This window comes from Hamadaea flava (genome assembly GCF_024172085.1).
GTDB lineage: Bacteria > Actinomycetota > Actinomycetes > Mycobacteriales > Micromonosporaceae > Hamadaea > Hamadaea flava.
In genome coordinates this window covers 4,329,394-4,351,434 of sequence record NZ_JAMZDZ010000001.1, presented here as the reverse complement: position 1 = coordinate 4,351,434, position 22,041 = coordinate 4,329,394, and the positions used below count along the sequence as shown (strand labels likewise).

At 69.8% G+C, this 22,041-nt stretch carries 28 protein-coding genes and 1 pseudogene; 18 read left to right on the top strand and 11 right to left on the bottom strand.

What is annotated here, in order from left to right; all coding sequences use genetic code 11:
• The first annotated feature begins 183 nt into the window (after positions 1-183).
• The 3 genes from HDA40_RS20440 to truA all read left to right on the top strand — a co-directional run bounded on the left by HDA40_RS20440 (position 184) and on the right by truA (position 2,717).
• On the top strand, positions 184-1,227 hold the full coding sequence (locus tag HDA40_RS20440; protein ID WP_253758270.1) for a DNA-directed RNA polymerase subunit alpha: 1,044 nt from the start codon (positions 184-186) through the stop codon (positions 1,225-1,227).
• 32 nt (positions 1,228-1,259) lie between these two features.
• Complete coding sequence (gene rplQ / locus HDA40_RS20435; RefSeq protein ID WP_253758268.1) at positions 1,260-1,823, top strand: 50S ribosomal protein L17; 564 nt, start codon at positions 1,260-1,262, stop codon at positions 1,821-1,823.
• 81 nt (positions 1,824-1,904) lie between these two features.
• A complete protein-coding gene (gene truA / locus HDA40_RS20430) occupies positions 1,905-2,717 on the top strand; it encodes a tRNA pseudouridine(38-40) synthase TruA (protein ID WP_253758266.1) in 813 nt (270 codons plus the stop codon).
• Here the strand turns inward: truA and HDA40_RS20425 are convergent.
• A complete protein-coding gene (locus HDA40_RS20425; protein WP_253758264.1) occupies positions 2,714-3,322 on the bottom strand; it encodes a class I SAM-dependent methyltransferase in 609 nt (202 codons plus the stop codon). The two genes, truA and HDA40_RS20425, sit on opposite strands and share 4 nt — an antisense overlap.
• Before the next feature lie 77 nt (positions 3,323-3,399).
• On the opposite strand from HDA40_RS20425, the gene HDA40_RS20420 reads away from it, so the two are divergent.
• On the top strand, positions 3,400-4,221 hold the full coding sequence (locus HDA40_RS20420; RefSeq protein WP_253758262.1) for a hypothetical protein: 822 nt from the start codon (positions 3,400-3,402) through the stop codon (positions 4,219-4,221).
• 11 nt (positions 4,222-4,232) lie between these two features.
• Here HDA40_RS20420 and HDA40_RS20415 read toward each other — a convergent pair whose 3' ends face one another.
• Together HDA40_RS20415 and HDA40_RS20410 are read right to left on the bottom strand one after the other, a co-directional pair.
• On the bottom strand, positions 4,233-4,715 hold the full coding sequence (locus tag HDA40_RS20415; protein ID WP_253758260.1) for a hypothetical protein: 483 nt from the start codon (positions 4,713-4,715) through the stop codon (positions 4,233-4,235).
• 132 nt (positions 4,716-4,847) lie between these two features.
• Positions 4,848-5,546 (bottom strand): HAD family hydrolase, encoded by a 699-nt coding sequence (locus tag HDA40_RS20410; protein ID WP_253758258.1) that lies wholly within the window; start codon positions 5,544-5,546, stop codon positions 4,848-4,850.
• Between the two features lie 130 nt (positions 5,547-5,676).
• Here HDA40_RS20410 and HDA40_RS20405 point away from each other — a divergent pair, with 130 nt between their 5' ends.
• Positions 5,677-6,576 (top strand): DMT family transporter, encoded by a 900-nt coding sequence (locus HDA40_RS20405; RefSeq protein WP_253758256.1) that lies wholly within the window; start codon positions 5,677-5,679, stop codon positions 6,574-6,576.
• On the opposite strand, the gene HDA40_RS20400 is transcribed toward HDA40_RS20405, so the two are convergent.
• Entirely contained in the window at positions 6,573-7,394 is an 822-nt protein-coding gene (locus tag HDA40_RS20400; protein WP_253763703.1) for an SDR family NAD(P)-dependent oxidoreductase, read from the bottom strand. The genes HDA40_RS20405 and HDA40_RS20400 overlap by 4 nt on opposite strands.
• Positions 7,395-7,465: 71 nt before the next feature.
• Between HDA40_RS20400 and HDA40_RS20395 the strand changes: the two genes are divergently transcribed.
• Positions 7,466-8,413, top strand: coding sequence for an HpcH/HpaI aldolase/citrate lyase family protein (locus HDA40_RS20395; RefSeq protein WP_253758253.1), 948 nt, complete (start codon positions 7,466-7,468; stop codon positions 8,411-8,413).
• 6 nt (positions 8,414-8,419) lie between these two features.
• Here the strand turns inward: HDA40_RS20395 and HDA40_RS20390 are convergent, their stop codons facing one another.
• Positions 8,420-8,806: a DUF4190 domain-containing protein gene (locus HDA40_RS20390; RefSeq protein ID WP_253758251.1), complete on the bottom strand. Its 387-nt coding sequence runs from the start codon at positions 8,804-8,806 to the stop codon at positions 8,420-8,422.
• A gap of 97 nt (positions 8,807-8,903) precedes the next feature.
• On the opposite strand from HDA40_RS20390, the gene HDA40_RS20385 reads away from it, so the two are divergent.
• The gene (locus HDA40_RS20385) at positions 8,904-9,677 is read left to right on the top strand and encodes an SDR family NAD(P)-dependent oxidoreductase (protein ID WP_308197730.1); all 774 of its coding nucleotides are present in this window, start codon (positions 8,904-8,906) and stop codon (positions 9,675-9,677) included.
• 75 nt (positions 9,678-9,752) lie between these two features.
• On the opposite strand, the gene HDA40_RS42175 is transcribed toward HDA40_RS20385, so the two are convergent.
• Positions 9,753-10,358, bottom strand: coding sequence for a DUF4190 domain-containing protein (locus HDA40_RS42175; RefSeq protein WP_253758228.1), 606 nt, complete (start codon positions 10,356-10,358; stop codon positions 9,753-9,755).
• A gap of 132 nt (positions 10,359-10,490) precedes the next feature.
• Complete coding sequence (locus tag HDA40_RS20375; RefSeq protein ID WP_253758226.1) at positions 10,491-10,943, bottom strand: DUF4190 domain-containing protein; 453 nt, start codon at positions 10,941-10,943, stop codon at positions 10,491-10,493.
• A gap of 210 nt (positions 10,944-11,153) precedes the next feature.
• Between HDA40_RS20375 and HDA40_RS20370 the strand changes: the two genes are divergently transcribed.
• Positions 11,154-12,344, top strand: a complete 1,191-nt coding sequence (locus HDA40_RS20370; RefSeq protein ID WP_253758224.1) for an acyl-CoA dehydrogenase family protein — start codon at positions 11,154-11,156, stop codon at positions 12,342-12,344.
• A 103-nt stretch (positions 12,345-12,447) separates the two neighbouring features.
• Positions 12,448-12,822: pseudogene (gene trxA, locus HDA40_RS20365) on the top strand (thioredoxin); the annotation flags it as partial.
• Between the two features lie 19 nt (positions 12,823-12,841).
• On the opposite strand, the gene HDA40_RS20360 reads toward trxA, so the two are convergent.
• From HDA40_RS20360 to HDA40_RS20350, 3 genes are read right to left on the bottom strand one after another with little or no spacing between them, the layout of a single operon-like run.
• Positions 12,842-13,204, bottom strand: a complete 363-nt coding sequence (locus HDA40_RS20360; RefSeq protein ID WP_253758219.1) for a DUF3817 domain-containing protein — start codon at positions 13,202-13,204, stop codon at positions 12,842-12,844.
• The gene (locus tag HDA40_RS20355) at positions 13,201-13,725 is read right to left on the bottom strand and encodes a hypothetical protein (RefSeq protein ID WP_253758217.1); all 525 of its coding nucleotides are present in this window, start codon (positions 13,723-13,725) and stop codon (positions 13,201-13,203) included. The genes HDA40_RS20360 and HDA40_RS20355 overlap by 4 nt, the downstream gene beginning before the upstream one ends.
• 9 nt (positions 13,726-13,734) lie before the next feature.
• On the bottom strand, positions 13,735-14,199 hold the full coding sequence (locus HDA40_RS20350) for a MaoC family dehydratase (protein ID WP_253758215.1): 465 nt from the start codon (positions 14,197-14,199) through the stop codon (positions 13,735-13,737).
• A 302-nt stretch (positions 14,200-14,501) separates the two neighbouring features.
• Between HDA40_RS20350 and HDA40_RS20345 the strand changes: the two genes are divergently transcribed.
• The 9 genes from HDA40_RS20345 (at position 14,502) to HDA40_RS20305 (ending at position 21,323) form a co-directional block, all read left to right on the top strand.
• Positions 14,502-15,002, top strand: a complete 501-nt coding sequence (locus HDA40_RS20345; RefSeq protein WP_253758213.1) for a hypothetical protein — start codon at positions 14,502-14,504, stop codon at positions 15,000-15,002.
• Positions 15,003-15,052: 50 nt separating this feature from the next.
• Complete coding sequence (locus HDA40_RS20340; protein WP_253758211.1) at positions 15,053-15,790, top strand: TrmH family RNA methyltransferase; 738 nt, start codon at positions 15,053-15,055, stop codon at positions 15,788-15,790.
• A gap of 38 nt (positions 15,791-15,828) precedes the next feature.
• On the top strand, positions 15,829-16,479 hold the full coding sequence (locus HDA40_RS20335) for a DUF6758 family protein (RefSeq protein ID WP_308197832.1): 651 nt from the start codon (positions 15,829-15,831) through the stop codon (positions 16,477-16,479).
• 127 nt (positions 16,480-16,606) lie between these two features.
• Positions 16,607-16,765 carry a hypothetical protein gene (locus tag HDA40_RS20330; protein WP_253758209.1) on the top strand — a complete coding sequence of 53 codons (159 nt, stop codon included), beginning with the start codon at positions 16,607-16,609 and terminating at the stop codon, positions 16,763-16,765.
• Positions 16,766-16,783: 18 nt separating this feature from the next.
• The gene (locus HDA40_RS20325) at positions 16,784-17,620 is read left to right on the top strand and encodes a PH domain-containing protein (RefSeq protein ID WP_253758206.1); all 837 of its coding nucleotides are present in this window, start codon (positions 16,784-16,786) and stop codon (positions 17,618-17,620) included.
• An 87-nt stretch (positions 17,621-17,707) separates the two neighbouring features.
• Positions 17,708-18,364 (top strand): SigE family RNA polymerase sigma factor, encoded by a 657-nt coding sequence (locus HDA40_RS20320; RefSeq protein ID WP_253758204.1) that lies wholly within the window; start codon positions 17,708-17,710, stop codon positions 18,362-18,364.
• Positions 18,361-19,539: a hypothetical protein gene (locus tag HDA40_RS20315; protein WP_253758202.1), complete on the top strand. Its 1,179-nt coding sequence runs from the start codon at positions 18,361-18,363 to the stop codon at positions 19,537-19,539. The genes HDA40_RS20320 and HDA40_RS20315 overlap by 4 nt, the downstream gene beginning before the upstream one ends.
• Positions 19,540-19,609: 70 nt before the next feature.
• Positions 19,610-20,230: a MarC family protein gene (locus HDA40_RS20310; RefSeq protein ID WP_253758200.1), complete on the top strand. Its 621-nt coding sequence runs from the start codon at positions 19,610-19,612 to the stop codon at positions 20,228-20,230.
• 196 nt (positions 20,231-20,426) lie between these two features.
• Positions 20,427-21,323, top strand: a complete 897-nt coding sequence (locus tag HDA40_RS20305) for a RecB family exonuclease (protein ID WP_253758198.1) — start codon at positions 20,427-20,429, stop codon at positions 21,321-21,323.
• Here HDA40_RS20305 and HDA40_RS20300 read toward each other — a convergent pair.
• Positions 21,295-21,981, bottom strand: coding sequence for a class I SAM-dependent methyltransferase (locus HDA40_RS20300; RefSeq protein WP_253758196.1), 687 nt, complete (start codon positions 21,979-21,981; stop codon positions 21,295-21,297). The two genes, HDA40_RS20305 and HDA40_RS20300, sit on opposite strands and share 29 nt — an antisense overlap.
• Positions 21,982-22,041 lie beyond the last annotated feature (60 nt).

Below are 22,041 nucleotides of genomic sequence, written 5' to 3'. Positions count from 1 at the left end.
TCCCCGGATGCGGTCCCTGGCGGCGTTGCTCGCCGCCCCTGTGCCCGAGCACACGTCGGCGGCGTGCGCCCGGCCAGGAACCGCCCCGGGGCGCCACTGCCTTCGTTGTAGATAGGCGAAGGGCAGAGATCCTCATAGGCGAGCGTCATATAGCGGGCGCTCCTGAAAGAGAAGAGATACGAAGTGCTCATCACGCAGCGGCCGACTCTTACCGAAGAGTCGATCAGCGAGGTTCGCTCCCGGTTCACCATCGAGCCGCTGGAGCCGGGCTTCGGCTACACGCTCGGCAACTCGCTCCGTCGTACCCTGCTCAGCTCGATCCCCGGCGCTGCCGTGACGAGCATCAAGGTCGACGGCGTCCTGCACGAGTTCACCACGATCCCCGGGGTCAAGGAGGACGTGGTCGAGCTCGTCATGAACGTCAAGGAGCTGTCGGTCAGCTCCGAGCACGACGAGCCGGTCAGCATGTACCTGCGCAAGCAGGGCCCGGGCGACGTGACCGCCGGTGACATCCAGCCCCCGGCCGGTGTCTCGGTGCACAACCCCGACCTGAAGCTGGCGACGCTCAACAGCAAGGGCCGGCTGGACATGGAGCTGACGGTCGAGCGCGGCCGGGGCTACGTCACCGCGGCGCAGAACAAGCAGGGCGGCGCCGAGATCGGCCGGATTCCGGTCGACTCGATCTACTCGCCCGTGCTCAAGGTGACCTACCGTGTCGAAGCCACCCGTGTCGAGCAGCGCACGGACTTCGACCGCCTGATCATCGACGTCGAGACCAAGGCCTCGATCTCCCCGCGTACCGCGCTGGCGTCGGCCGGCTCGACCCTGGTCGAGCTGTTCGGGCTGTGCCGGGAGCTGGACGAGACCGCCGAGGGCATCGACATCGGCCCGTCGCCGCAGGACGCGCAGCTCGCTGCCGACCTGGCGCTGCCGATCGAGGAGCTGGACCTCACCGTTCGCTCGTACAACTGCCTCAAGCGCGAGGGGATCAACACCGTCGGTGAGCTGATCGGGCGTACCGAGGCCGACCTCCTCGATATAAGGAATTTCGGGCAGAAGTCGATCGACGAGGTCAAGATGAAGCTGGCCGGAATGGGCCTGGGCCTGAAGGACTCGGCGCCCAGCTTCGACCCGGCGAACGTCGTCGACTCCTACGGCGACGCCGACTATGACGACGCCGACTCGGACACCGACGTCGACGACTACCGCGAGACCGAGCAGCTGTAACCCGCTGCCGCCACCACACAGGGAGCAGAACCATGCCCACGCCCACCAAGGGCCCCCGCCTCGGCGGCAGCCCCGCGCACGAGCGGCTGATGCTCGCCAACCTGGCGACTTCGCTGTTCAAGCACGGCCGGATCACCACCACGGAGACCAAGGCGAAGCGGCTCCGGCCGATCGCCGAGCGTCTGGTGACCTTCGCCAAGCGTGACGACCTGGCGGCCCGCCGTCGCGTCCGTCGCGTCATCCGCGAGAAGGACACCTTCGTGGAGCTCTTCGAGCAGATCGCGCCGCGCTACGTGAACCGGCCGGGCGGCTACACCCGCATCGTGAAGATCGGCCCGCGCCGCGGCGACGCCGCGCCGATGGCGATCATCGAACTGGTCGAGGAACTCGAGGTGGCCACCACCGCGAACGCGAAGACCGAGAAGCGGAAGGCCGCCAAGGCCGATGTGGTCGCGGCGCTCGCGGGTGACACCGACGAGGAGACCCCGGCCGTCGCGAGCAAGGCCGACGACGCCGACGACACCGCGAACGTGTCCGACGAGGACACCGCCGCCGAGGTCGAGGCGATCGAGGCCGAGGCCGACGACAAGAAGTAAGCACATCCCGTCAGCGAGCCGGCATCTGTCGAAGGTGCCGGCTCGCTGCGTGTCCCGGCGGACGGTCTCGGAGGGGGAAAGATGACGCGGATCCGGCTCGACCTCTCCTATGACGGCACCGACTTCTCCGGCTGGGCCGTCCAGCCGGAGCGGCGTACCGTCGCGGGCGTGCTCATGGCCGAGCTTGATCGGATCCTCGGCGCGGGCACCGCGACCGGGCTCACGGTCGCCGGTCGCACCGATGCCGGAGTCCACGCCACCGGCCAGGTCGCGCACGTCGACCTCCCGGGTGACACCTGGTCCGCGGTGCGCGAGACCCTGGTCCGGCGGCTGTCCGGGCTTCTCCCGCTCGATCTACGGGTACGCACAGCGCAGGAGACGCCGCCGGAGTTCGACGCCCGGTTCTCGGCGCTGTACCGCCGATACGAGTACCGCGTTACCGACGCCCCGTTCGGCGCCGAGCCGCTGCGCCGCCGCGACACGCTGGCCTGGCCGCGGCGGCTCGATCTCGACCGGCTGAACGAGGCGGCCGAGGGGCTCCTCGGTGAGCACGACTTCGCGGCGTACTGCCGGCGCAAGGAGAACGCCACGACGATCCGGCGGATCACCCGGCTGGATTGGCGGCGGGATCCCGACGGCATCCTGGTGGCCACCGTGCAGGCCGACGCGTTCTGCCAGAACATGGTCCGCAGCCTGATGGGCGGCCTGCTCACGACCGGGGACGGGCGGCGGCCTACGACATGGCCGGCCACCCTGCTCACGCGTACGCAGCGAGCCGACGACGTGCCGGTGGTGCCCCCGCATGGGCTGGCCCTGGTCGAGGTCGGCTATCCCGAGGACGCGTCCGCGCTGGCCGAACGGGCCGACGCGACCCGGCGAATGCGTACGCGTTAGTCCCGGCTGACGCGCAGGACGCGGAACCCCTTCTGGGAGGCGTGCCGCTCGACGATCCAGCCTTGGTCCTGCAACCACTTCTGCAGCGAGTCCCCGCCGAGGTTCTTCCCGACGACGAGCCAGGCCACTCCGTCGGGAGCCAGCCGGGGCAGCCAGCGCAGCAGCAACCCGTGCAGCTCCGACTTTCCGACGTGAATCGGAGGGTTGGACCAGATCTGCTGGAACTCGACCTCGTCACCGACCTCGTCCGGCGCCTCTACGCGTACCCGTTGGGCAAGCTCGAGCGTCTCGGCATTGCGCCGGGCCAGTTCCCGGGCCCGCTCGTTGACGTCCACCGCGACCACCTGCGCGAGCGGCGCGACGGTCGCGAGCACGGCGGTGATGGGACCGTAGCCGCACCCGAGGTCGAGCAGGGTGCCGCGGGTGTCGGGGCCGGGCAGGTCCGCCTTGCGGAGCAGGACCGCGGTGCCGGGGTCGAGCCGGTCCGAGGAGAAGACGCCGGTCGACGCGGCGAGCGTGTAGTCGTGCCCGCCGATGCTGAAGGAGACCTCACGCGGGCGCGCCACCGAGCCGGGCGCGGGCGTGAAGTAGTGCTCGCCTGTCACGACACATTTCACCATCACGCCGATGGGCGGGCTTGTCGGGGGCTGAAGATCGGTATTATCCTCTATCCTCCCTTTCTATGGGAATGGTGCACTCGTCCGAAACATCCCCTCGGGCGAGAGTCGAAACGCGCCGCGCCGCCCGGCGACCCGCCCCCCGATCCCACCGGGCGCCGGCCTTCGGCTTCTGGGACGCGTTCCCGACGGCGTGGTTCAAGGCGAGCCTGGCCGGGCTGGCCGCGCTCGTGCTGCTGATGGTGTGCGGCTTCGGCAGCTGGCAGATCCTGCGCGACGAGCAGGCCGGTACGCGCGCCACGGCGAACGAGCCGAAGCCCACCGCGCTCCCGCGCGACATCGGTACGCGCGAAGCCGACCCGCGGCCGCTCACCTCCGCCGAGGTGTTCCCCGGTCGGCAGCTCTCGATCGACCCGGCGCAACCCGCTTACCAGCTGATCGGCGCGCAGAACCAGGTCAACTGCAAGAACGCGGCCGACGGCGGGATCGCCGCCCTCGTGGCCGGGCTGGGCTGCTCCCAGGTCGTCCGGGCGACCCTGCGCTCACCGACGCGGGACTACCTCGTCACCGGGGGCGTGTTCAACCTGGCCACGACCGACGCGGCGAAGACGGCGTACGACCGGATCAAACAGATCGTCGACAACCGGCAGGGCCGGTTCAAGGGATACGTGCCGACAAACGCGGCGAAGCCGCTGGCGCTGGCGTCGACGCACCTCGGCTGGGACTACCGCGGACATTTCCTCGTCTACTGCGTGATCGCGCGGGCGGACGGCAAGGACTTCGCCGACGGCGACCCGTACGCCCAGCAGATCCTCTACGACGTCATCGAGATGCACCTGCTCGGGACAGTCGTCCAGAAGCGGTCGGTGCGGCCTATCTCTTCTTGACCTGGTGCGGCCTATCTCTTCTTGACGCGGTGCAGCCGGAACGGCTTGCGGGTCGCCCGGAGCACGGTCGCCGGCCGAGGGGCCTCGGATTCGCTGTCGTCGGGCGTCTGGACGGTCTCCTGCGCCTCCAGCGAGATGAGGACGCAATCTCTCGCCCACCGGGCCACGACCTCCTCGGTCGTCCCTGAGGCGTTGAGCCGCTTCTGCGCCAGCTGCGGCGCGACCGTCTCGAACTCGGTGCCGTTCGAATGGATCTCCGTGATCGCCGCGTCGAACGACACGATCCGGCCGCCGTGGTCACCCCGCAGGCTGACGGTGGCACGCGACTCCGCGCTCAAGGCGTCGGCGAGACCGGGCAGATCCTGCTCGCCGGGGCCGGAGATGACGTAGAGCTTGCCCTCCAACGGGAGGCACCAGACGGCGTAGGCCGGGCCGCCGAACGCCACCCAGGCGATCGCGGCCTTCTTCGACGCCTCCTCCACGAGCGGATTCATGCGCTCATCCTATGCGGCCACCCCGCTGCCTCCCGCCGGCTTTCCCTGCGGATCACGGTTGTGCATGCCAAATCCGGCCGGGGATGCCTGCGTAACCGTGATCCGCAGGGAAAGGGCGCGCAGGTGGGAGGGTCAGGCGGCGACGAGGGAGGGGGAGAAGATCTCGGTGAGCGATCGGGCCGAGGGCCCGCAGAACTCCTCGTCGGGCCGGAACACCAGGTGGTCGCCGAGGTCGGGGGCGGCCAGGCGGATGGCGTACATGCCGATCGCGTTCGCGCCGGTGAGTTCGCGGGAACCACCGTCGCCGACGTAGAGGCAGTGTCGCGGTTCCACCCGGAGGGCGGCACAGGCCGCGAGATAGATCATCGGATCCGGCTTAACCGCTCCGATATGGACGGAGAAGATCATCTTGTCCAGCAGTGGCGCGATCGGCAGCGTCGGCAGGATCTCGGTCAGCTCGTGCGTGCAGTCGCTGACGACGGCGATCCGGACACCCTGCTGACGCAGGTGGCTCAGGACGGCGTACGCGTCGGCGCGAAGCCGGATGTCGGCCCGCAGCGCGGCGACCCGGGCACGATAGGCGGCACGCAACGTCTCGGCGTCCGGGCGCAGCCCGAGTTCGGCCGCGACCCAGCGCAGCGTCGTCGGCCCGTCCCCGTAATCACCCCGGCTGCGTCGGTAGAACGAGGTGTCGAGGACGGCGTTGAGCTCCGCCGGCGAACAGCCCAGCAGGCGCGCCACCGCGGCGTGCCCGTCGCCGCGCGGGGCGGCCTGGGTGAGGGTGCCGAAGAAGTCGAAGAGGACGGCTCGAGGCGATCCGGGCGATGCCAACACAGCAGACGAGTCCCAAAGTGAAAGTTGCATATTGCAAGCGACTGCCCGAGCGTAGCGACTCCTTCACCGGCTGTGCATCCGCCAAGCGGCGGGGAACCGAGGGTCACCTGACTGTTACCGTCACGACGTGAAGATCAGCTTGCCGACCCTGCTCGCGTTGACGCTGGCCGTCGTCGCGATCTCGACGTCGGGCCCGCTGATCGCGTACGCGGCGGCCCCGGCGCTGGCGCTCGCCTTCTGGCGCAACGCTTTGGCCACCGCCGTACTGACGCCGGCCGCGTTGGTGACTCGGCGCGCCGAACTCGCCCGGCTGTGGCGCGGCAAGGAATTCCGGTGGAGCGTCCTGGCCGGCCTCGCGCTCGCCGTCCACTTCGCCACGTGGATGGCCGGCGCGCAGCTCACGGCCGTCGCGACGGCCACCGCGCTGGCGGCGACCCAACCCGTGTGGGCCGGGCTGATCGCGTACTGGCAGGGCGATCGGCCGACCCGCGCCATGTGGCTCGGCATCCTCGCCGCCGTCCTCGGCGTCACCCTGGCCACCGGCGCGGACGTCGGCGGCTCCGGTCGGGCGCTCCTCGGCGACGTGCTCGCCCTGATCGGCGGGCTCGCGGCCGCGGTCTACACCGTCCTCGGCCAACGCGCCCGCGCGCAAGCCAGCACCACGAGCTACACCACCATCTGCTACGCGGTCTGCGCGGCCGTGCTCCTCTGCGGTTGCGTGCTGTTCCGGGTTCCCCTCAACGGGTACGCCTGGAGCACCTGGCTGGCCATCCTCGGCTTGACCGTCGGCACCCAGTTGCTCGGGCACTCGATGTTCAACTACGCGTTGCACGAGCTGCCGGCGACGGCGGTCAGCGTCCTGGTGATGCTGGAAGTGCCGGGCGCCGCCCTGATCAGCTGGCTGTGGCTGGATCAGCGGCCCGCGCCGCTCGCCTGGGCCGGGATCGCGTTGCTCGTCAGCGGAGTCGCGTTCGTCATCCTCGGCTCGGCCAAGCGCCGGCCGGTCCCGGTGAACCTGGAGCTCTAGTCTTCGACGGCGCGTTCGGACGCCGCCCAGAACCGCGCGGCGAACTCCTCGTCCGCCAGGTACGCCTTGGGCCGCAACACTTTCCGCTCGGCGTAGTACGCCCCGTTCACCAATGACTCACCGGGCGCGGTGGCCAGGTGGATCAGGGTGTCGGCACCTTGCTCCGGCGTGGACAGGCCCGGGGCGATCTGGAAGAACAGCTTCGCGAGCGGGGTGCCGAAATTGCTGCGGATCACGCCCGGGTGGAACGAGAAGGACAGCAGGTCGGGCCAACGCCGGGCGGCCTCCGCCGCGAACAGGATGTTGGCGGCTTTCGACGCGCCATAGGTCAGCCAGGCGCTCCACGGCCCGCGCGTCCGGTCGAGGTCGTCCGGGCGCAGCATGCCCCACGAGTGCGCCATCGACGCCGTCGAAATGATCCGGCCGCCCGCCGGGAACTGATCCTTCAGCAGACTGGTGAGCAGGAACGGGGAGAGATGGTTGGTCTGGATGGTCAGCTCGTGGCCGTCCACAGTGGTTTGACGGCGGCTGGTCACCACGCCCGCGTTGTTGGCGAGCACGTCGATCCGGTCCAGCTTGGCCAGCTCCAGGGCGGCCTCCCGGACGGAGTCGAACGAGGCGAAGTCGGCCCGCACCTGGATCGGCTCCGGCCCCGTCGCCTGATCGCGTACCAGGGAGAATGCCGAATCCAGACGGTCGTGATCCCGCCCGACCAGCGCGACCCGCCAGCCACGCCGCGCGAAGTCGACCGCGGCCGCGCGGCCGACCCCGGAGCTGGCTCCGGTGACGACGACGGTCGAGGCGGTGAGATCTTCCACAGAAGCGTTCTCCTGACCCACGGCGGAAGGTTACCTTGTCGAAGTTACTGAACGGTTGCTAAGGAGCGCGCATGGGTGCCATCGGCCGTCCCCGTCGATCCTGCCTGGCCGTGCCGGGTTCCAGCGTCAAGATGCTGGACAAGGCCAAGGGCCTGCCCGCGGACCAGGTCTTCCTCGACCTGGAGGACGCGGTGGCGCCGCTGGCCAAGCCGGAGGCCCGCAAGAACATCGTCGCCGCGCTCAACGAGGGCGGCTGGGGTGACAAGGCCCGGGTGGTACGCGTCAACGACCTGACGACGCCGTGGACCTATCGGGACGTCATCGAGATCGTCGAGGGCGCCGGGGCCAACCTCGACTGCATCATGCTTCCGAAGGTGCAGGACGAGGCCCAGATCCACTGGCTGGACCTGCTGCTGACGCAGATCGAGAAGACGGTCGGGCTGCCGGTCGGCGGGATCGGCATCGAGGCCCAGATCGAGAACGCGGCCGGCCTGGTGAACGTCGACAAGATCGCGGCCGCCTCGCCCCGGGTCGAGACGATCATCTTCGGCCCGGCCGACTTCATGGCCAGCATCAACATGAAGTCCCTCGTGGTCGGCGCGCTGCACCCGGACTACCCGGGCGACCCCTACCACTACATCCTCATGCGCATCCTGATGGCCGCGCGGATGCACGACAAGCAGGCGATCGACGGCCCGTTCCTGCAGATCCGCGACGTCGACGCGTTCCGCGAGGTCGCGAAGCGGTCGGCGGCGCTCGGCTTCGACGGCAAATGGGTGCTGCACCCCGGCCAGATCGACGCCGCCAACGAGGTCTACTCGCCGTCCCAGGAGGACTACGACCACGCCGAGCTGATCCTCGACGCCTACGACTACTACACGTCGGAAGCGGGCGGCAAGCTCGGCGCGGTGATGCTCGGCGACGAGATGATCGACGAGGCGTCCCGGAAGATGGCTCTGGTCATCGCAGCCAAGGGCCGCGCAGCCGCGATGACCCGCACGATGACCTTCACCCCCTGATCCGGCTCAGTAGACGACCGGGGTGGGCTCGTCGAAGAAGCCGTTCGCGATCCCGTAGGCGAGGAGCGCGGCACCCGCGAGGGTGATGGCCGCGCCGATCCAGCCCACGACGATGCCGCCCAGCGCCAGGCCGTCGCCGTCCTCGCCGGTCTCCCGGATGCGGCGCCGGGCGACGTGGCCCATGATCGCCCCCACGAACGTGAGCGGAAAACAGAGGTTGAACGTCACGATCGAGGTGACCAGCGCGGCGATGGCCAGGCCGTTCGTCTTCCGAGCCGGCGCGTACGCCATCGGCGGGGGCGGCATGGCGTAGCCCGGTGGGACGACGTAGCCGGTCGCGGGCGGCTGGGCCGGCGACGGGGTGGGCTCGGTCGGCACGGACGGCTCGGTCATGGACGCAGGGTAATGCGTCGTCGCACGTCGGGGGATCCCCCGCCGGAAGAGGGCGACCCGGTTGCCCCGGCTTGCGACGATCCGCAAGGATCGGGGCATGGAAACCGTCGACAGTCCGTTCACCCTCGCCGGGAAGGTCGCGCTGATCACCGGCGCGGGCAGTCCCTACGGCATCGGCTACGCCACCGCGCGTCTGCTCAAGGCCCAGGGCGCCCGGGTGGCGATCGTCTCTACCACCAAGCGCATCCACGACCGGGCCGTCGAGCTGGGTGTCACCGGGTTCGTCGCCGACCTCACCGACGAAGCCGAGGTCGCCGCGCTCGCCGACGCCGTGGGCGACCAGCTCGGCGACGTGGACATCCTCGTCAACAACGCCGGCCTGGCGAGCCGGGCCTCGCCCGAGATCATCCGGCCGGTCGCGCAGCTCACCGCGGACGAGTGGCGTACGGAGATCGACCGGAACCTGACCACGGCGTTCCTGTGCAGCCGCGCCTTCGGCGATCCGATGTCCGAGCGTGGCTGGGGTCGCATCGTGAACCTCTCGGCCACCGCCGGGCCGGTCAACGCGCTGCCCGCCGAGGCGGCGTACGCGGCTGCGAAGGCCGGTGTGCTCGGGCTGACCCGGGCGCTGGCCATGGAACTCATCGCGGACGGCGTCACCGTCAACGCGGTCGCCCCCGGGCTCATCCACACCTCGGCGTCCACGCTGGTCGAGCTGAAGCAGGGCTACGGATCGCCGATGGGCCGCCCCGGTACGCCTGACGAGGTGGCCAGCGCGATCGCGTTCCTGGTCTCCCCGGCGGCCTCCTACATCACCGGCCAGCTGCTGGTGATCGACGGCGGCAACAGCGTCCGGCAAGCCGCCTTCTGACGCGTACGAGGACTCCTGACGCAGAGGAAAGGGCGACCCGCCACGGGGTCGCCCTTTCTTCGTCTGCGCCGGTCGTCAGTTGTTGAGGTTCAGGAACACGCCGAAGGCCGCGTTCGCGATGCCGAGCACAAGGCCCACGCCACCGCAGATGAGGCCCGTGAGGGCGAAGCCCTTGCCGTCCTCCCCACGCTGGGCGATCTGCTTGTTGGCCACGATGCCGAGCACGATGGCCACGATGCCGGCGATGATGCCCAGGATCGCGCAGCAGGCCAGCGGGATGCTCGCGATACCGGTCGCCATGGCGCCGATCGCCATGCCGTTCTTCTTGGCCGGGCCGCCGGCCGGTGCGCCGTACGCCGACGCCGGGTACTGCGGCGCGGCGTAGGGCTGCCCGTACTGCGGAGCGGGCGACTGCTGTTGCGCGTACGGGTCATAGGGGTTCTGCGGCGCTGCCGGAGGCTGCTGGCCGTAGGCCGGCGACTGCGGAGCGACGGCCGGCGGCTGCTGCCCGTACGGGTCGTACGGGTTCGCGGCCGGCGGCGGGGTCGGCTGCTCGCCGTATGCGGGCTGGCCGGAGGCCGGCTGCCCGTACGCGGGCGGCGGCGAGGCGAAGGGATCCTGCGACGGCGGCTGCTGCGGCTGGCCGTAGGGATCGGAGTTGCCGGGCGGCGGGTAGGTCACGCGAGTTCCTTCCAGGTGTGCACGTCGTGCGGGGTGCGCCGGACATGATCGTCGTGCGGTCGATCACCATCGTACGAACGCGTGTCAGCGGGCGCGGCCCGGCCGCGCCCGCTCAGGACCGAAGACGCCCGGTCAGTAGGTGCTGGAGCCTGCCTCATTGATGGCGACGACGAAGATGATGCCGTAGATGCAGCACAGCAGCACACCCAGACCGGTGAAGATGTAGCCCATCACGAGACCGGCGGTGGCCAGGCCGTCGCCGCCTTCGCCGGACTGCTTGATCTGCTTCTTGGCCATGTGGCCGAAGACGATCGCGAGCGGCGCGAAGACGAAGGCGAAGACCAGCGACAGGATCGCCATGGTGTTGGTCGCCGCGGGCGGAGCGGCGTACGGCTGCGCGCTGTAAGGCTGCGCGGCGTACGGCTGCTGCGGCTGCTGACCGTACTGGGGAGCGGCCGGCGAGCCCGGAGCCGCCGCGTACGGGTTGTACGGGTCCGGCTGCGGCTGCTGCGGCTGACCGTAGGGGTCAGGCTGCTGGGGCTGCTGACCGTACGGGTCAGGGTTACCCGCTGGGGGGTAGGTCATCGTTCGGCTCCTGATTTCCTCATCGGAACAAACCGCGTAAGATGCTCGGCCTTGCTCCCGGGGTGGCGTACTGGCGCAGGGTACTAGACGGGGTGAAGCTTTTCACAGAGGTTCTGGTCGCTTCCCACCTTCTCGCGGGATCGATCGTCGCGAGATACTCATCGGACCTGAGTTACCGTTTAGTAACTTCGTTCACCTGGAGGGTTCGCCATGCCCCGCCTCGCCCGTACGCACGGACTCACCGACATTCAGGAATCCATCCTGGCCACCGTCCACGAGTTCGTCGACAAGGAGATCATCCCGCGGGCGCAGCGGCTGGAGCACGATGACGCCTATCCGACAGAGATCGTCGACGGCATGCGCGAGATGGGCCTGTTCGGACTGACCATTCCGGAGGAGTTCGGCGGGCTCGGCGAATCGCTGCTCACGTACGCCCTCATCGTCGAGGAACTCTCGCGTGGCTGGATGTCCGTCAGCGGCATCGTCAACACCCACTTCATCGTCGCGTACCTGGTGTCGCAGCACGGCACGGCCGAGCAGAAGGCGAGGCTGCTGCCGCGGATGGCGACCGGCGAGGTCCGGGGCGCGTTCTCCATGTCGGAACCCGAGACCGGTTCGGACGTCTCGGCGATCAAGACCCGTGCGGTGCCCGACGGCGACGGCTACGTCCTCAACGGACAGAAGATGTGGCTGACCAACGGCGGCTACGCCAGCGTGGTGGCCACGCTGGTCAAGACGGAGCTGGGCGCGCCCAGCGTCTACGGCGACATGACGACCTTCCTGCTGGAGAAGACGCCCGGCTTCGGTGAGACGGCACCCGGCCTGACCATCCCCGGGAAGATCGAGAAGATGGGCTACAAGGGCGTCGAGACCACCGAGATGGTGCTCGCCGACCACCGCGTACCGGCGTCGGCGATCCTCGGCGGCGAACCCGGCAAGGGCTTCTACCAGATGATGGACGGCATCGAGGTCGGCCGCGTCAACGTCGCCGCCCGCGCCTGCGGCATCTCGTTGCGCGCCTTCGAACTCGCAGTCGCGTACGCCCAGCAGCGGCGTACGTTCGGCAAGCCGATCGCCGAACACCAGGCGGTGGCGTTCAAGCTCGCCGAGATGGGCACCAAGATCGAGGCGGCGCACGCCCTCATGGTGAACGCGGCCCGGCTGAAGGATTCCGGCCAGCGCAACGACGTCGAGGCCGGCATGGCCAAGCTGCTCGCCAGCGAGTACTGCGCCGAGGTCGTCCAGGAGGCGTTCCGGATCCACGGCGGCTACGGCTACTCCAAGGAGTACGAGATCGAGCGCCTGATGCGGGAGGCCCCGTTCCTGCTGATCGGCGAGGGTACGAGCGAGATTCAGAAGACCATCATCTCGCGCGGGCTGTTGCGGGATTACCGCTTGTGATGCCGGGTATCCCTGCCGCCGACGGGTAGGGTGAGCTGCGCCACCGCACGGGTGGGAATGCCCCACCACTCCCGCTCGTTGCGATAGACGCAACCATTGGCATAGATCGGAGCGTGACATGGCGACCGTGGAGTTGACCGCCGCCAACTTCGACGAGATCACCAACAAGGACGGAATCGTCCTGGTGGACTTCTGGGCGAGCTGGTGCGGCCCGTGTATGCGATTCGCGCCGGTCTACGACACCTCCTCGCAGAAGCACGAGGACATCACCTTCGCGAAGGTCGACACCGAGGCGAACCCGGACATCGCGATGAAGTTCGACATCCGGTCGATCCCGACGATCTGGGCGATCAAGGACGGCGTCATCGTCTTCGCTCAGCCGGGCGCGCTTCCGGGCGCCGCACTGGAGGAACTCATCGGCAAGGTTCGGGAGCTGGACATGGACGAGGTGCGCAAGCAGCTCGCCGCCCAGGCCTGACGGCCGGCTCGTAGATCGCTCAGACCGCGGCGCGGTCGGCTTCGTCCTCGGACGTCGCCGGCTGCGCCGTCGGCTGTGCACCTTCCGACGGCACAGCCAGCCAGCCACCCACCTTGCGCTCCACGACGAAGCTCAGGAACGGGATCGTCCCGGCGATCATGACCGAGAGCGTCCGCTTCAGCGGCCAGTCGGTCCGCCGTGCGAGGTCGAAGGTGATCACGAGGTAGATCGCGAACAGCCAGCCGTGGATCGGGCCGATGATCTGCACCGGCGCCGAGTCGTGCCCGATGTACTTGATCGGCATCGCGATCAGCACGAGCACCAGCAGCATCACTCCGACGACGTACGCGGCGACGCGATAGCGGGTGTGCGCGGCTTTCATGACGTCTCCTGCATCTGCTGGGCGCTCTGCGGGCGCTCACCGGGCTGATCGGCGTACTCGCCGGGATAGTCGGCCGGGCGGGCGCCGGGGTGCTCCGCCAACCAGGCCAGAAGTCGGTTGTACTCGGCCAGCTCAGGGTCCTCGTCGGCCGGGACCTCGGCGGTGGTGTCGGTCACCGGCCGGGTAGTCACTGCCCGATCGGTCTGGCTCGATGCGGCGCCCTCCGGAGCCGGGAGGACCGGGCTCGATCGGAACGTAATCACGGGACGGCCGAATCCGCTGGTGGGGACCTTCTCGACCGGCTTCGCCGGGGCCCGCCCGAGCGCCATGCGCATCTCGCGTACCCAGATCATCACGACGAAGCCCGCGAACGCCGGCCAGAAGAAGGCGTATCCGTAGCTGAGGACGTTGCCCCCCATGGCCCGCGTGATCTGCCACCAGGTGAGCCCGGCGGAAGCGATGACCATGACCACCGCGAGCGTGTGGCCGGCCAACCAGCGGGGCGTGAGCAGGGGTCGCACGAGCCGAGACTACTCCGCGGCGGCCGGTGCCTTCGGCACCATGACCCTCCGCTTGAAGATGCACACCATGGTGCCGTCCTGCTTGTAGCCGCGCGTCTCGACGGTGATCACGCCGCGATCGGGCTTGGACTCGGACTCGCGCTTGTCCAGCACGGTGGTCTCGCCGTAGATGGTGTCGCCGTGGAAGGTCGGCGCGACGTGCCGCAGCGACTCGACCTCGAGATTGGCGATCGCCTTGCCGCTGACGTCGGCGACCGACATGCCCAGCAGCAGGGAGTAGATGTAATTGCCGACCACGACGTTGCGCTTGAAGTCGGTCTGCGTCTCGGCGTAGTGCGCGTCGATGTGCAGCGGGTGGTGGTTCATCGTCAGCAGGCAGAACAGGTGGTCGTCGTACTCCGTGACCGTCTTTCCCGGCCAGTGCTTGTAGACCGCGCCGACCTCGAATTCCTCGAAGTAACGACCGAACTGCATGGGACCATCCTTCGGGTGCTGGACGACGATGTCCACGTCCGGACCCGGCGTGCCGCCTGACGGTCGCTCCAGACGTCTCCAGAACGCAATGAGCGGCGGGGCCCTAACGCACCCGCCGCCCACGCTCTTGAAAAACATCTTGCCCGAATAGGGCCTGAGCTGTATAGAGGTTCGTTCACGTTAGCCAGATCACATCGCTGACGGATAATTGACCGTCACTGAGGGTAACCAGAGTGCCTTTCGTTTACATCGGCGTGCGAGCCGCCGTCGCGGGCATATGCTGACCTGGAGGAGGTCGTGTCATGCCGAGCCAACCAACGGCAGGCCCGTGGGCCCGATCCGCGCCGCCGATCGCCTTCACACCGGATGAGTGGGACCTGCTCACCCGGCTGCCCGCTCGAGTCATGATCGCCGCGACGTCGGCCGAACCCGACAGCGACCGCCGTACGGTCGCCGAGGGCCTGGCCGGCATCGACGCCATCGCCGCCGGAACGGTGTCCGACTCCGATCTGGTCCGAGCGGCGGTCGCGGCGATCTACGCCGAAGCCGATCCGGATCCGCCCAGCGCCGAGCAGTTCCGCGATCGACACGCCGGCATCACCGAGGTCCTGGTGAACTGCCGGGCCGCCAGCCTCGTGCTGGCCCGGCGGGCCGATCCCGCCGACGCCGCCGCCTACCGGCAGTGGCTACAACACATCGCCGCGCGGGTCTGCGGCGCCGCGCGTACCGGGGTCTTCGGACACCGGGTGAGCGACGCCGAGAATGCGTTCCTCGCGGAACTCAACCGCGCGCTGCAACCCTGACCGGGCCGAGCCCGCCGGTCACGGCGGGCTCGGCCGTTACGCTCAGGCCCATGCCGTCGGAGCTCGAGAAGTGGTACGCCCACCGCGACCGGCCGGACGTCGTGCTGGTCGACGGCTTCCACGCGGTCAAGCACGCGCTCCGATTCGGCGCCGACGTGCTGGTGGTGCTCGCGACCGACAAGCCCGCCGCGATGGCGCTGGCGCACGAGCTGGCGCCTGACCTGGCCGGGGCGTTCGAGATCCTGGCCGAGCCGGTGACCCCGGCCGTGCTCGCCGAGCTGGTGTCGCGGCCGCATCCCACCGGGGTGGCCGCGCTCGCCCTGCGCCCGTCGCTGGACTTCGCCGCGCTAGCCGGCCGGACCAGTCCCGTCGTCCTCCTGGAGGACCCCCGCCACCTGGGCAACATCGGAGCCGTGGTACGCCTCGCCGCCGGATTCGGGGTCACCGGCGTGGTGACGACCGGGGTGACCGATCCGTGGCACCCGGCCGCCATCCGGGGCAGCGCTGGGCTGCACTTCGCCACCGCGGTCGGCCGCGTCGACCTCGACAGCCGCCCCGCCGGTCCGGTCTACGTGCTCGATCCGGACGGCACGGACATTCGTGACCTGCGCTTCCCGGACGACGCGGTGCTCGCGTTCGGCACCGAACGGCACGGCGTCTCCGACCAGCTGCGGTCGGTGGCGGCTCAGCTGGTCGCCATCCCGATGCGTACCGGGGTGTCCAGCTTCAATCTCGCCACGAGTGTGGCGATGGCGCTCTTCCACTGGACGGCCGCCCGGCCCGCTTGACGCGGCGGGCTGTCGGGAGCAGGGTGAAGGGCGTGGGGATGGTCATCACGTGCCCGCGCTGCGGCGGCCCGGTGCGGCCGCCAGACTTGATGCACTCGGGCTGGCGGTGTGACCGCTGCGGTCCGGTTCCTCCGTTGCATATCGCTGAGCACGCCGCCATCGAGACGCTCGGCACCGCCGCCACGCTCGCGGCGAAGACGGAGTTCCCGTTCTGGTGCCCCTGGCCGCTGCCGACCGGATGGCTGGTGACCGGCTACGGCTGGGCGGGCGACGAGCGTACGGGAGTGTCGGCGACCGTGGTCGCGTGCAGTGGGCCGGCGTCGCTCATCGACGGCCCGGCCGACATGCTGTTCATCGCCGAGGACCCCGGCGTCGGGCTCGGCGTACGCTTCGCCGGCCTGCCCGGTCCGGACCCGGGTCCCACCATCGCCGAGCTGGCGGTCACGACGCTCGCCCACGCCAAGGTCAAAGTGGGCGGTCATCCAGCTCCGATGTGGGCACTCGACGCGCCCGAGGATCGAAGCGCGTATGTCGGGGAGGCCCGGGGCCGGTGGTTGTGGACGGTGGCCTGGCCGGCTCCGGCTGGATACCTGCTCGCCGAGGATCTGTCGCTCCACGACCTCGCCGAGTGGATCCCAGGTGGAATCGTCTTCGGCGCGGCATCGCCTTACCTATCACGACGGTCCTGAGCAGGCCATTCACGCGTACGGCACGGTCACCCCGAAGTGCGCGATTGATTCACTGAGGACCCCCGGGACTGCTAGGCTTATGCCCGAATGCGGCGAATGGGCGCCGCGTGGAGGGGGAGTGGACCGCATGGTCAAGAAGATCCTCGTCTGGGGCGGGCTTGCCTTTCTGATCTTCTTCGTGGCGTTCCGACCTGACTCGGCGGCCAACGTCGTGAAGTCGATGGGCGGCACGGTGATGGACATCGCGCAAGGCGTCGGTGACTTCGTCTCCAGCCTCGTAGCCTGATCGGCCGGTTCACCCCCGATGACGACCGGACCTTTTGAGCCCGACGGCTCCGACGACGACGAGCCGCGGCGCGACCGCGACGGCGAATCGATTCCCCAGGCCCGTGGGGAATCCGCTCCTCATTCCGATGACGACACTCATTTCATCGGCCGCGCGCACGTGGGTGCCGCGGCCGGTGCCGCTTCCGCCGGAGGCGCGCCGCCACCGCCATACGCGGGCGGTCCCGACGACTTCCCCGACATCAGTGAGGAAGAGGTCTCGGGTCTGGGCGGCGGCGGGGGCGTCCCGGTCAGCCCGCGGCGGGTACTGCCGCTCGAGGACGAGCCGAGCGCGCTGGTGGCGCGCTACCTCTTCCCGACCGAGCGCTATCGCGGCGAGTGGCGCAAGCACTGGATCCACTTGATCAACCACATCCTGGTGGGCGCGGTGGCCACATTGGCCCTGGGCTACCTCACCGGGTTCCTGGCCAAGCAGGACATGCCGAGCCTCAGCGTCATCGCCGTGGTGGTCTATGCCCTGGTCATGGGCTGGGTCGCCTGGAGTGTGGCCGACTGGTACTACGACCGGTTCATCCTGACCAACAAGCGAGTCATGGTGGTCCGTGGGTTGATCACCCGCAACGTCGCCATGATGCCGCTCCTGCGGGTCACCGACATGAAGTACGAGCAGTCCCCGTTGGGCCGCATGCTCAACTACGGCACGTTCGTCCTGGAGTCGGCCGGTCAAGATCAGGCGCTGCGCGAGGTCAAGCATCTGCCCAACCCGAACGAGCTCTACCTGCGCGTCGTCGAGGAGATGTACGAGCCGGCCGCCGTCGAGGCACGCCTCGGCCGAGAGGCCGAAGACGAGGGCTGACCATTCGGACCCTGGTCCTCCTCCCGTCCGGTATGCCACTCTGTGGGACACGACACAGGGTGCCGGGCGGGGAGGCGGTGGCGCGCGTTGGCTGGAAGGTCCGCGATCGAGGACGAGTTCCGCGAGTTCGTCGCGGCTCGCTCGGGTGCGCTCCTGCGCAGCGCGTACCTGTTGGCAGGGGACTGGGCGACCGCTGAGGACCTGCTTCAGACGGCACTCACCAAGACCTATCTCGCCTGGCGGCGGCTCGGTGAGATCGAAGCAGTCGAACCGTACGCTCGGCGCGTACTGGTCAACACGGCGACGTCCTGGTGGCGGCGGCGGTGGCACGGCGAGCGGCCGACGGAGTTCCTGCCGGAGCGGGCCGTCGCCGACGCGACCGAGGAGCAGCTCGACCGGGATCTGCTCTGGAAACATGTGAAGGCACTCCCAGCACGACAACGCGCCGTGCTAGTTCTGCGTTTCTACGAGGACATGTCCGAAGCGCAGACCGCCGAACTCCTCGACATCTCCCCGGGAACCGTCAAGAGCCAGACATCCCGGGCACTCGGCACCCTCCGGCAGCGGCTCGCGGCTGAGGGCGTCCAGATTCCGGGGCTGACCCTGCCGAAGCCCGCGCCCAAGCCGGCCCCAGCAGCGGAGAAGCGCCCCGCGCCGGTACGCCGGCCCGCGCCGCAACGCGTACCAGCGCCGAGGAACACGCCGGCCCGCTCGGCCATCCCCGCCACGGTGGAGGGGCGATGAGCCGCGCGCCCTCCGAGACCGAGGCCACCCAAGCCCTGCGCGAGATGTTCGCGGCCGAGGCCCGCGAGGTCCCCGTCGTCCAGGACCTGCCCGGCGTGACCGTGCGGCGGGCTCGCAAACTCGCCCGGCGCCGGTTCACCGCTGGCGGTCTGGCGGTCACCGTGGCGTTCGTGCTGACCGTCGCCGGCATCGGCGTCTGGCGGCAGTGGACCACCCCGGTCGAGCAGTCCGACGTCGCCGGGTCGACGGGCCGGGTGGAGTTCGAGGCGGACGCCCAGCAGCAGGTCCCGCTCGGCACCGGCACCGCGCCGCTCATGGTGGACCTCACCGTCGGGAACCGGCTCTACGACGCCACGAGCGGGTCATGGCGCGATCTCAAGGGCGACGCCGGCTCGGGCGTTGTGCGTACCAATGTCGGCTGGCTCGTCGGCGGCGCGACCACCGTGCGGCTGCTGCGGACCGACGGGACCCAGGTCCCGCTGGCCGACGCGATCGACGGGTGGGCGGTGAGCGCCGACGGCTCGGAGTTGGCCGTGGTCCGCGGCCAGACGCTGCAGCTGAACCGGCTGAGCAGCAGCGGCCTGCAGAATCTCGCGAGCGGCTCCATCCCGGCGGGCTGGCGGCCGATCGGCTTCCTCGCCACCGCGGTCCTGCTGGCGACCACCAACCGCGACCAGTTCGGGATCTGGCGGCGCGACGGCACGTTCGACCGGGCCGTGGGCCTGAGCGAGGTCTACCCGAGCTTCCAGTCCGACACCTTCGCCGTGGTGCCCGGGTCGGTCGGCCGGCCGTGCCTCGTCCGTGTCTCGGTGAGCAGCGGTCGCCTCGAACGCGAGGACGCCGCCGGCTGTCACGAGTTCCTGGAGCGAGGCGCCACCCATGCGGTCGTCTCGCCGAACGGGCAGAACCTGGCCACCCCGTTCGACGGCGGGCTGTGGGTGATCAACCTGGACCGGTCGGTGACCGCTGCCGCGGCCAACGGAGCCGCCGCCCCGGTGTGGATCGCGGCCTGCGCCTCCGACGCCGACGCCGTTCCGGTCTGGCAGGACGACGCGACCGTGGTCACCGCCTTCCGCGGCGACCTCGTCGCGTGTGGAGTGGACGGGGTACAGCGAACCGTGCAGATGCCCGCGGGCGTACCGTCCGGCGGCGGGCTCGTGACGATCAAGCGTTAGCAGCCGTGACCGGCCTGGCCCGGGGGAGTGTCCAACGGGTTGACGCCGGTCACGCCCTATCGTGACGAGTGTGAACATGCAACTGTTCGGCGAGATGTTCGTAACCCTGCTCGTCATCACGGACCCGCCGGGCATGGTCCCGATCTTCCTGGCGCTCACCGGCGCACTGCCGGCTCGGGAGCGTAATCGGGCCGCCTGGCAGGCGGTCGCCCTCGCCTTCGTGGTGATCGTGATCTTCGCGGTCGCCGGCCAGAAGATCCTGGACTACCTCCAGATCGACCTGCCCGCCCTCCAGGGCGCGGGCGGCCTGCTGCTCATCCTGGTCGCGTTGGAGCTGCTCACGGGCAAGACCGACGACCCGCACCAGCAGTCCACCTCCAACATCGCCCTCGTTCCGCTGGGCACGCCGTTGCTCGCCGGGCCGGGCGCGATCGTCGCGACCATGCTCGAAGTGCGCAAGGCCAACGAGACGGTCGACTACGTCGCGATCTCGCTGGCGATCATCGCCGTGATGGTCGCCGTCTGGCTGGTGCTGCGCTTCTCCGGGACGCTCGTGCGCATCCTGCGGCCAGGCGGGATCGAGGTGCTCACCCGGATCGCCGGACTGCTGCTGGCGGCGATCGCGGTGCAGCTCATGGCCGGCGCGATCGGGCAGTTCGTCGACGCGTACCGGTCGTCGCGGGGGATGTGACAGGCCGGCTGCCTTCGGGTGTCGCCGGGGATGTGATGGGTCGGCTGCCTTCGGGTGTCGCCGGGGGATGTGACAGGCCGGCTGCTTTTCGGGTGTCGCCGGGGGATGTGACAGGTCGGCTGCTTTTCGGGTGTCGCCGGGTTGGGACCGGCGCGGTCGGTGTGACGGTGTCAGACCCATGGGGGAGGATCGCTGCATGGTTTCCACGGGCGGGTCAGCGCCGAAACGTACCGGCGGCATCCCCGAGCAGTTGGGCTTCGACCTCGGTGACCTGCCGGACCGGCTGTTCACCTGCACGCCCAGCAAGCTGGCCTCCTATCTCGACTGCCCGCGGCGCTACCGCTACGCGTACATAGACCGGCCCGCGCCGCCCAAGGGCCCGCCCTGGGCGCACAACTCGCTCGGCGCGAGCGTCCACACCGCGCTCAAGAACTGGTACGCCGTAGACCCCGACCGTCGTCGGTCGGTCGCGTTGGCACCCCTCCTCCGGGCGACCTGGGTGACCGAGGGCTACCGGGACGCCGATCAGCAGCGCGAGGTCTTCGCGCGGGCGCTGGCCTGGCTGGAGAGCTACATCGCGACGCTCGACCCGGCCGACGAGCCGGTCGGCGTCGAGCGCGTCGTCGCGGCGAAGACGTCGGTGCTGGCCCTGTCGGGGCGGGCCGACCGGATCGACCGTCGCGGTGACGAGCTGGTCATCGTGGACTACAAGACCGGCCGCTCGACGAGTACGCCGGATGACGCGCGTGGCTCGCTGGCGCTCGCCCTTTACGCGTACGCGGCGTCGCGGCAGTTCCGCCGCCGGTGCACCCGGGTCGAGCTGCATCACCTGCCGAGCGGCACGATCGCGGCGCACGAGCACACCGAGGAGTCCCTCCAGCGGCAGGTGAACCGGGCCGAGGGGACGGCCAAGGACATCATCGCGGCGGAGAAGCAGGTGGCGCAGGGGCGCGACGCCGACGACGTGTTCCCGCCGCAGCCGGGCGCCCTGTGTTCGTGGTGCGACTACCGCAAGACCTGCCCGGCCGGCGCCACCGCTCCCATACGCGAGCCGTGGACGTCGGTCACGCTGCCGACTGGCGAGGTGAGCTGACCGCTGCGACCGCGAAGACGTCCGGCACTCCGGCTTCCGGGCCGGACTCGACGGTGTCGACGATCTCCAGTCCGGCGGCCTGGAAGGCGTTCAGGAGATCGGCCAGCGGCAGATGCCAGGCGCCCACTCGATTGCGTACGCCCTGAGTGGTGAACGAGTCCCAGCGGCGTTCGCGCCGGTGGTAGCCGCTGTCGACGACGATCCGAGCCGGGTCGCTGCGGTCGGCGAAGGCGCCGGTGAAGCAGGGGTGGATTCCGACGTGGACGAACCTGCCGCCGGGTCGGACGACGCGGGCCGCCTCGGCGATGACGCCCGGATAGTCGGGCAGGTCGGTGTGGGTCAGGATGCTCACCGCTAGGTCGACCGAGCCCGTCGCGATCGGTAGCGCGGTGGCGTCGGCGGCCGCGACCGGCAGGATGCGCCGGGCGTGCCGGAGTTGGCCCGTCGACAGGTCGACGCCGACCGGCTGCCAGCCCAGGTCGCGCAGCACGCCGGCGCGAGCGCCGGTGCCGCAGCCGATGTCCAGGCTCGTACGCCCGTCGCCCGGCGGGATCAGCCGGCGGAGGACGTCGGCGACGCGCTCCGAATAGGAGTTGTGGAGGCCGCCGACCCAGTCGGCGTACCAGTCGGCGATTTCGTCGTACGCGGCAACGGGCATGCGCTCACGCTAAGCCGCTGTCGCCCGCTCTGCCCGCCCCGTTCACGGCGGGCGAACAGT

Coding starts and splice junctions, on each gene's coding strand:
- rplQ (WP_253758268.1), top strand. CDS start 1,260: ATGCCCACGCCCACCAAGGGCCCCCGCCTCGGCGGCAGCCCCGCGCAC.
- truA (WP_253758266.1), top strand. CDS start 1,905: ATGACGCGGATCCGGCTCGACCTCTCCTATGACGGCACCGACTTCTCC.
- HDA40_RS20420 (WP_253758262.1), top strand. CDS start 3,400: ATGGGAATGGTGCACTCGTCCGAAACATCCCCTCGGGCGAGAGTCGAA.
- HDA40_RS20415 (WP_253758260.1), bottom strand. CDS start 4,715: ATGAATCCGCTCGTGGAGGAGGCGTCGAAGAAGGCCGCGATCGCCTGG.
- HDA40_RS20395 (WP_253758253.1), top strand. CDS start 7,466: ATGGGTGCCATCGGCCGTCCCCGTCGATCCTGCCTGGCCGTGCCGGGT.
- HDA40_RS20390 (WP_253758251.1), bottom strand. CDS start 8,806: ATGACCGAGCCGTCCGTGCCGACCGAGCCCACCCCGTCGCCGGCCCAG.
- HDA40_RS20385 (WP_308197730.1), top strand. CDS start 8,904: ATGGAAACCGTCGACAGTCCGTTCACCCTCGCCGGGAAGGTCGCGCTG.
- HDA40_RS20375 (WP_253758226.1), bottom strand. CDS start 10,943: ATGACCTACCCCCCAGCGGGTAACCCTGACCCGTACGGTCAGCAGCCC.
- HDA40_RS20370 (WP_253758224.1), top strand. CDS start 11,154: ATGCCCCGCCTCGCCCGTACGCACGGACTCACCGACATTCAGGAATCC.
- HDA40_RS20360 (WP_253758219.1), bottom strand. CDS start 13,204: ATGAAAGCCGCGCACACCCGCTATCGCGTCGCCGCGTACGTCGTCGGA.
- HDA40_RS20350 (WP_253758215.1), bottom strand. CDS start 14,199: ATGCAGTTCGGTCGTTACTTCGAGGAATTCGAGGTCGGCGCGGTCTAC.
- HDA40_RS20345 (WP_253758213.1), top strand. CDS start 14,502: ATGCCGAGCCAACCAACGGCAGGCCCGTGGGCCCGATCCGCGCCGCCG.
- HDA40_RS20340 (WP_253758211.1), top strand. CDS start 15,053: ATGCCGTCGGAGCTCGAGAAGTGGTACGCCCACCGCGACCGGCCGGAC.
- HDA40_RS20335 (WP_308197832.1), top strand. CDS start 15,829: ATGGTCATCACGTGCCCGCGCTGCGGCGGCCCGGTGCGGCCGCCAGAC.
- HDA40_RS20330 (WP_253758209.1), top strand. CDS start 16,607: ATGGTCAAGAAGATCCTCGTCTGGGGCGGGCTTGCCTTTCTGATCTTC.
- HDA40_RS20325 (WP_253758206.1), top strand. CDS start 16,784: ATGACGACCGGACCTTTTGAGCCCGACGGCTCCGACGACGACGAGCCG.
- HDA40_RS20315 (WP_253758202.1), top strand. CDS start 18,361: ATGAGCCGCGCGCCCTCCGAGACCGAGGCCACCCAAGCCCTGCGCGAG.
- HDA40_RS20305 (WP_253758198.1), top strand. CDS start 20,427: ATGGTTTCCACGGGCGGGTCAGCGCCGAAACGTACCGGCGGCATCCCC.
- HDA40_RS20300 (WP_253758196.1), bottom strand. CDS start 21,981: ATGCCCGTTGCCGCGTACGACGAAATCGCCGACTGGTACGCCGACTGG.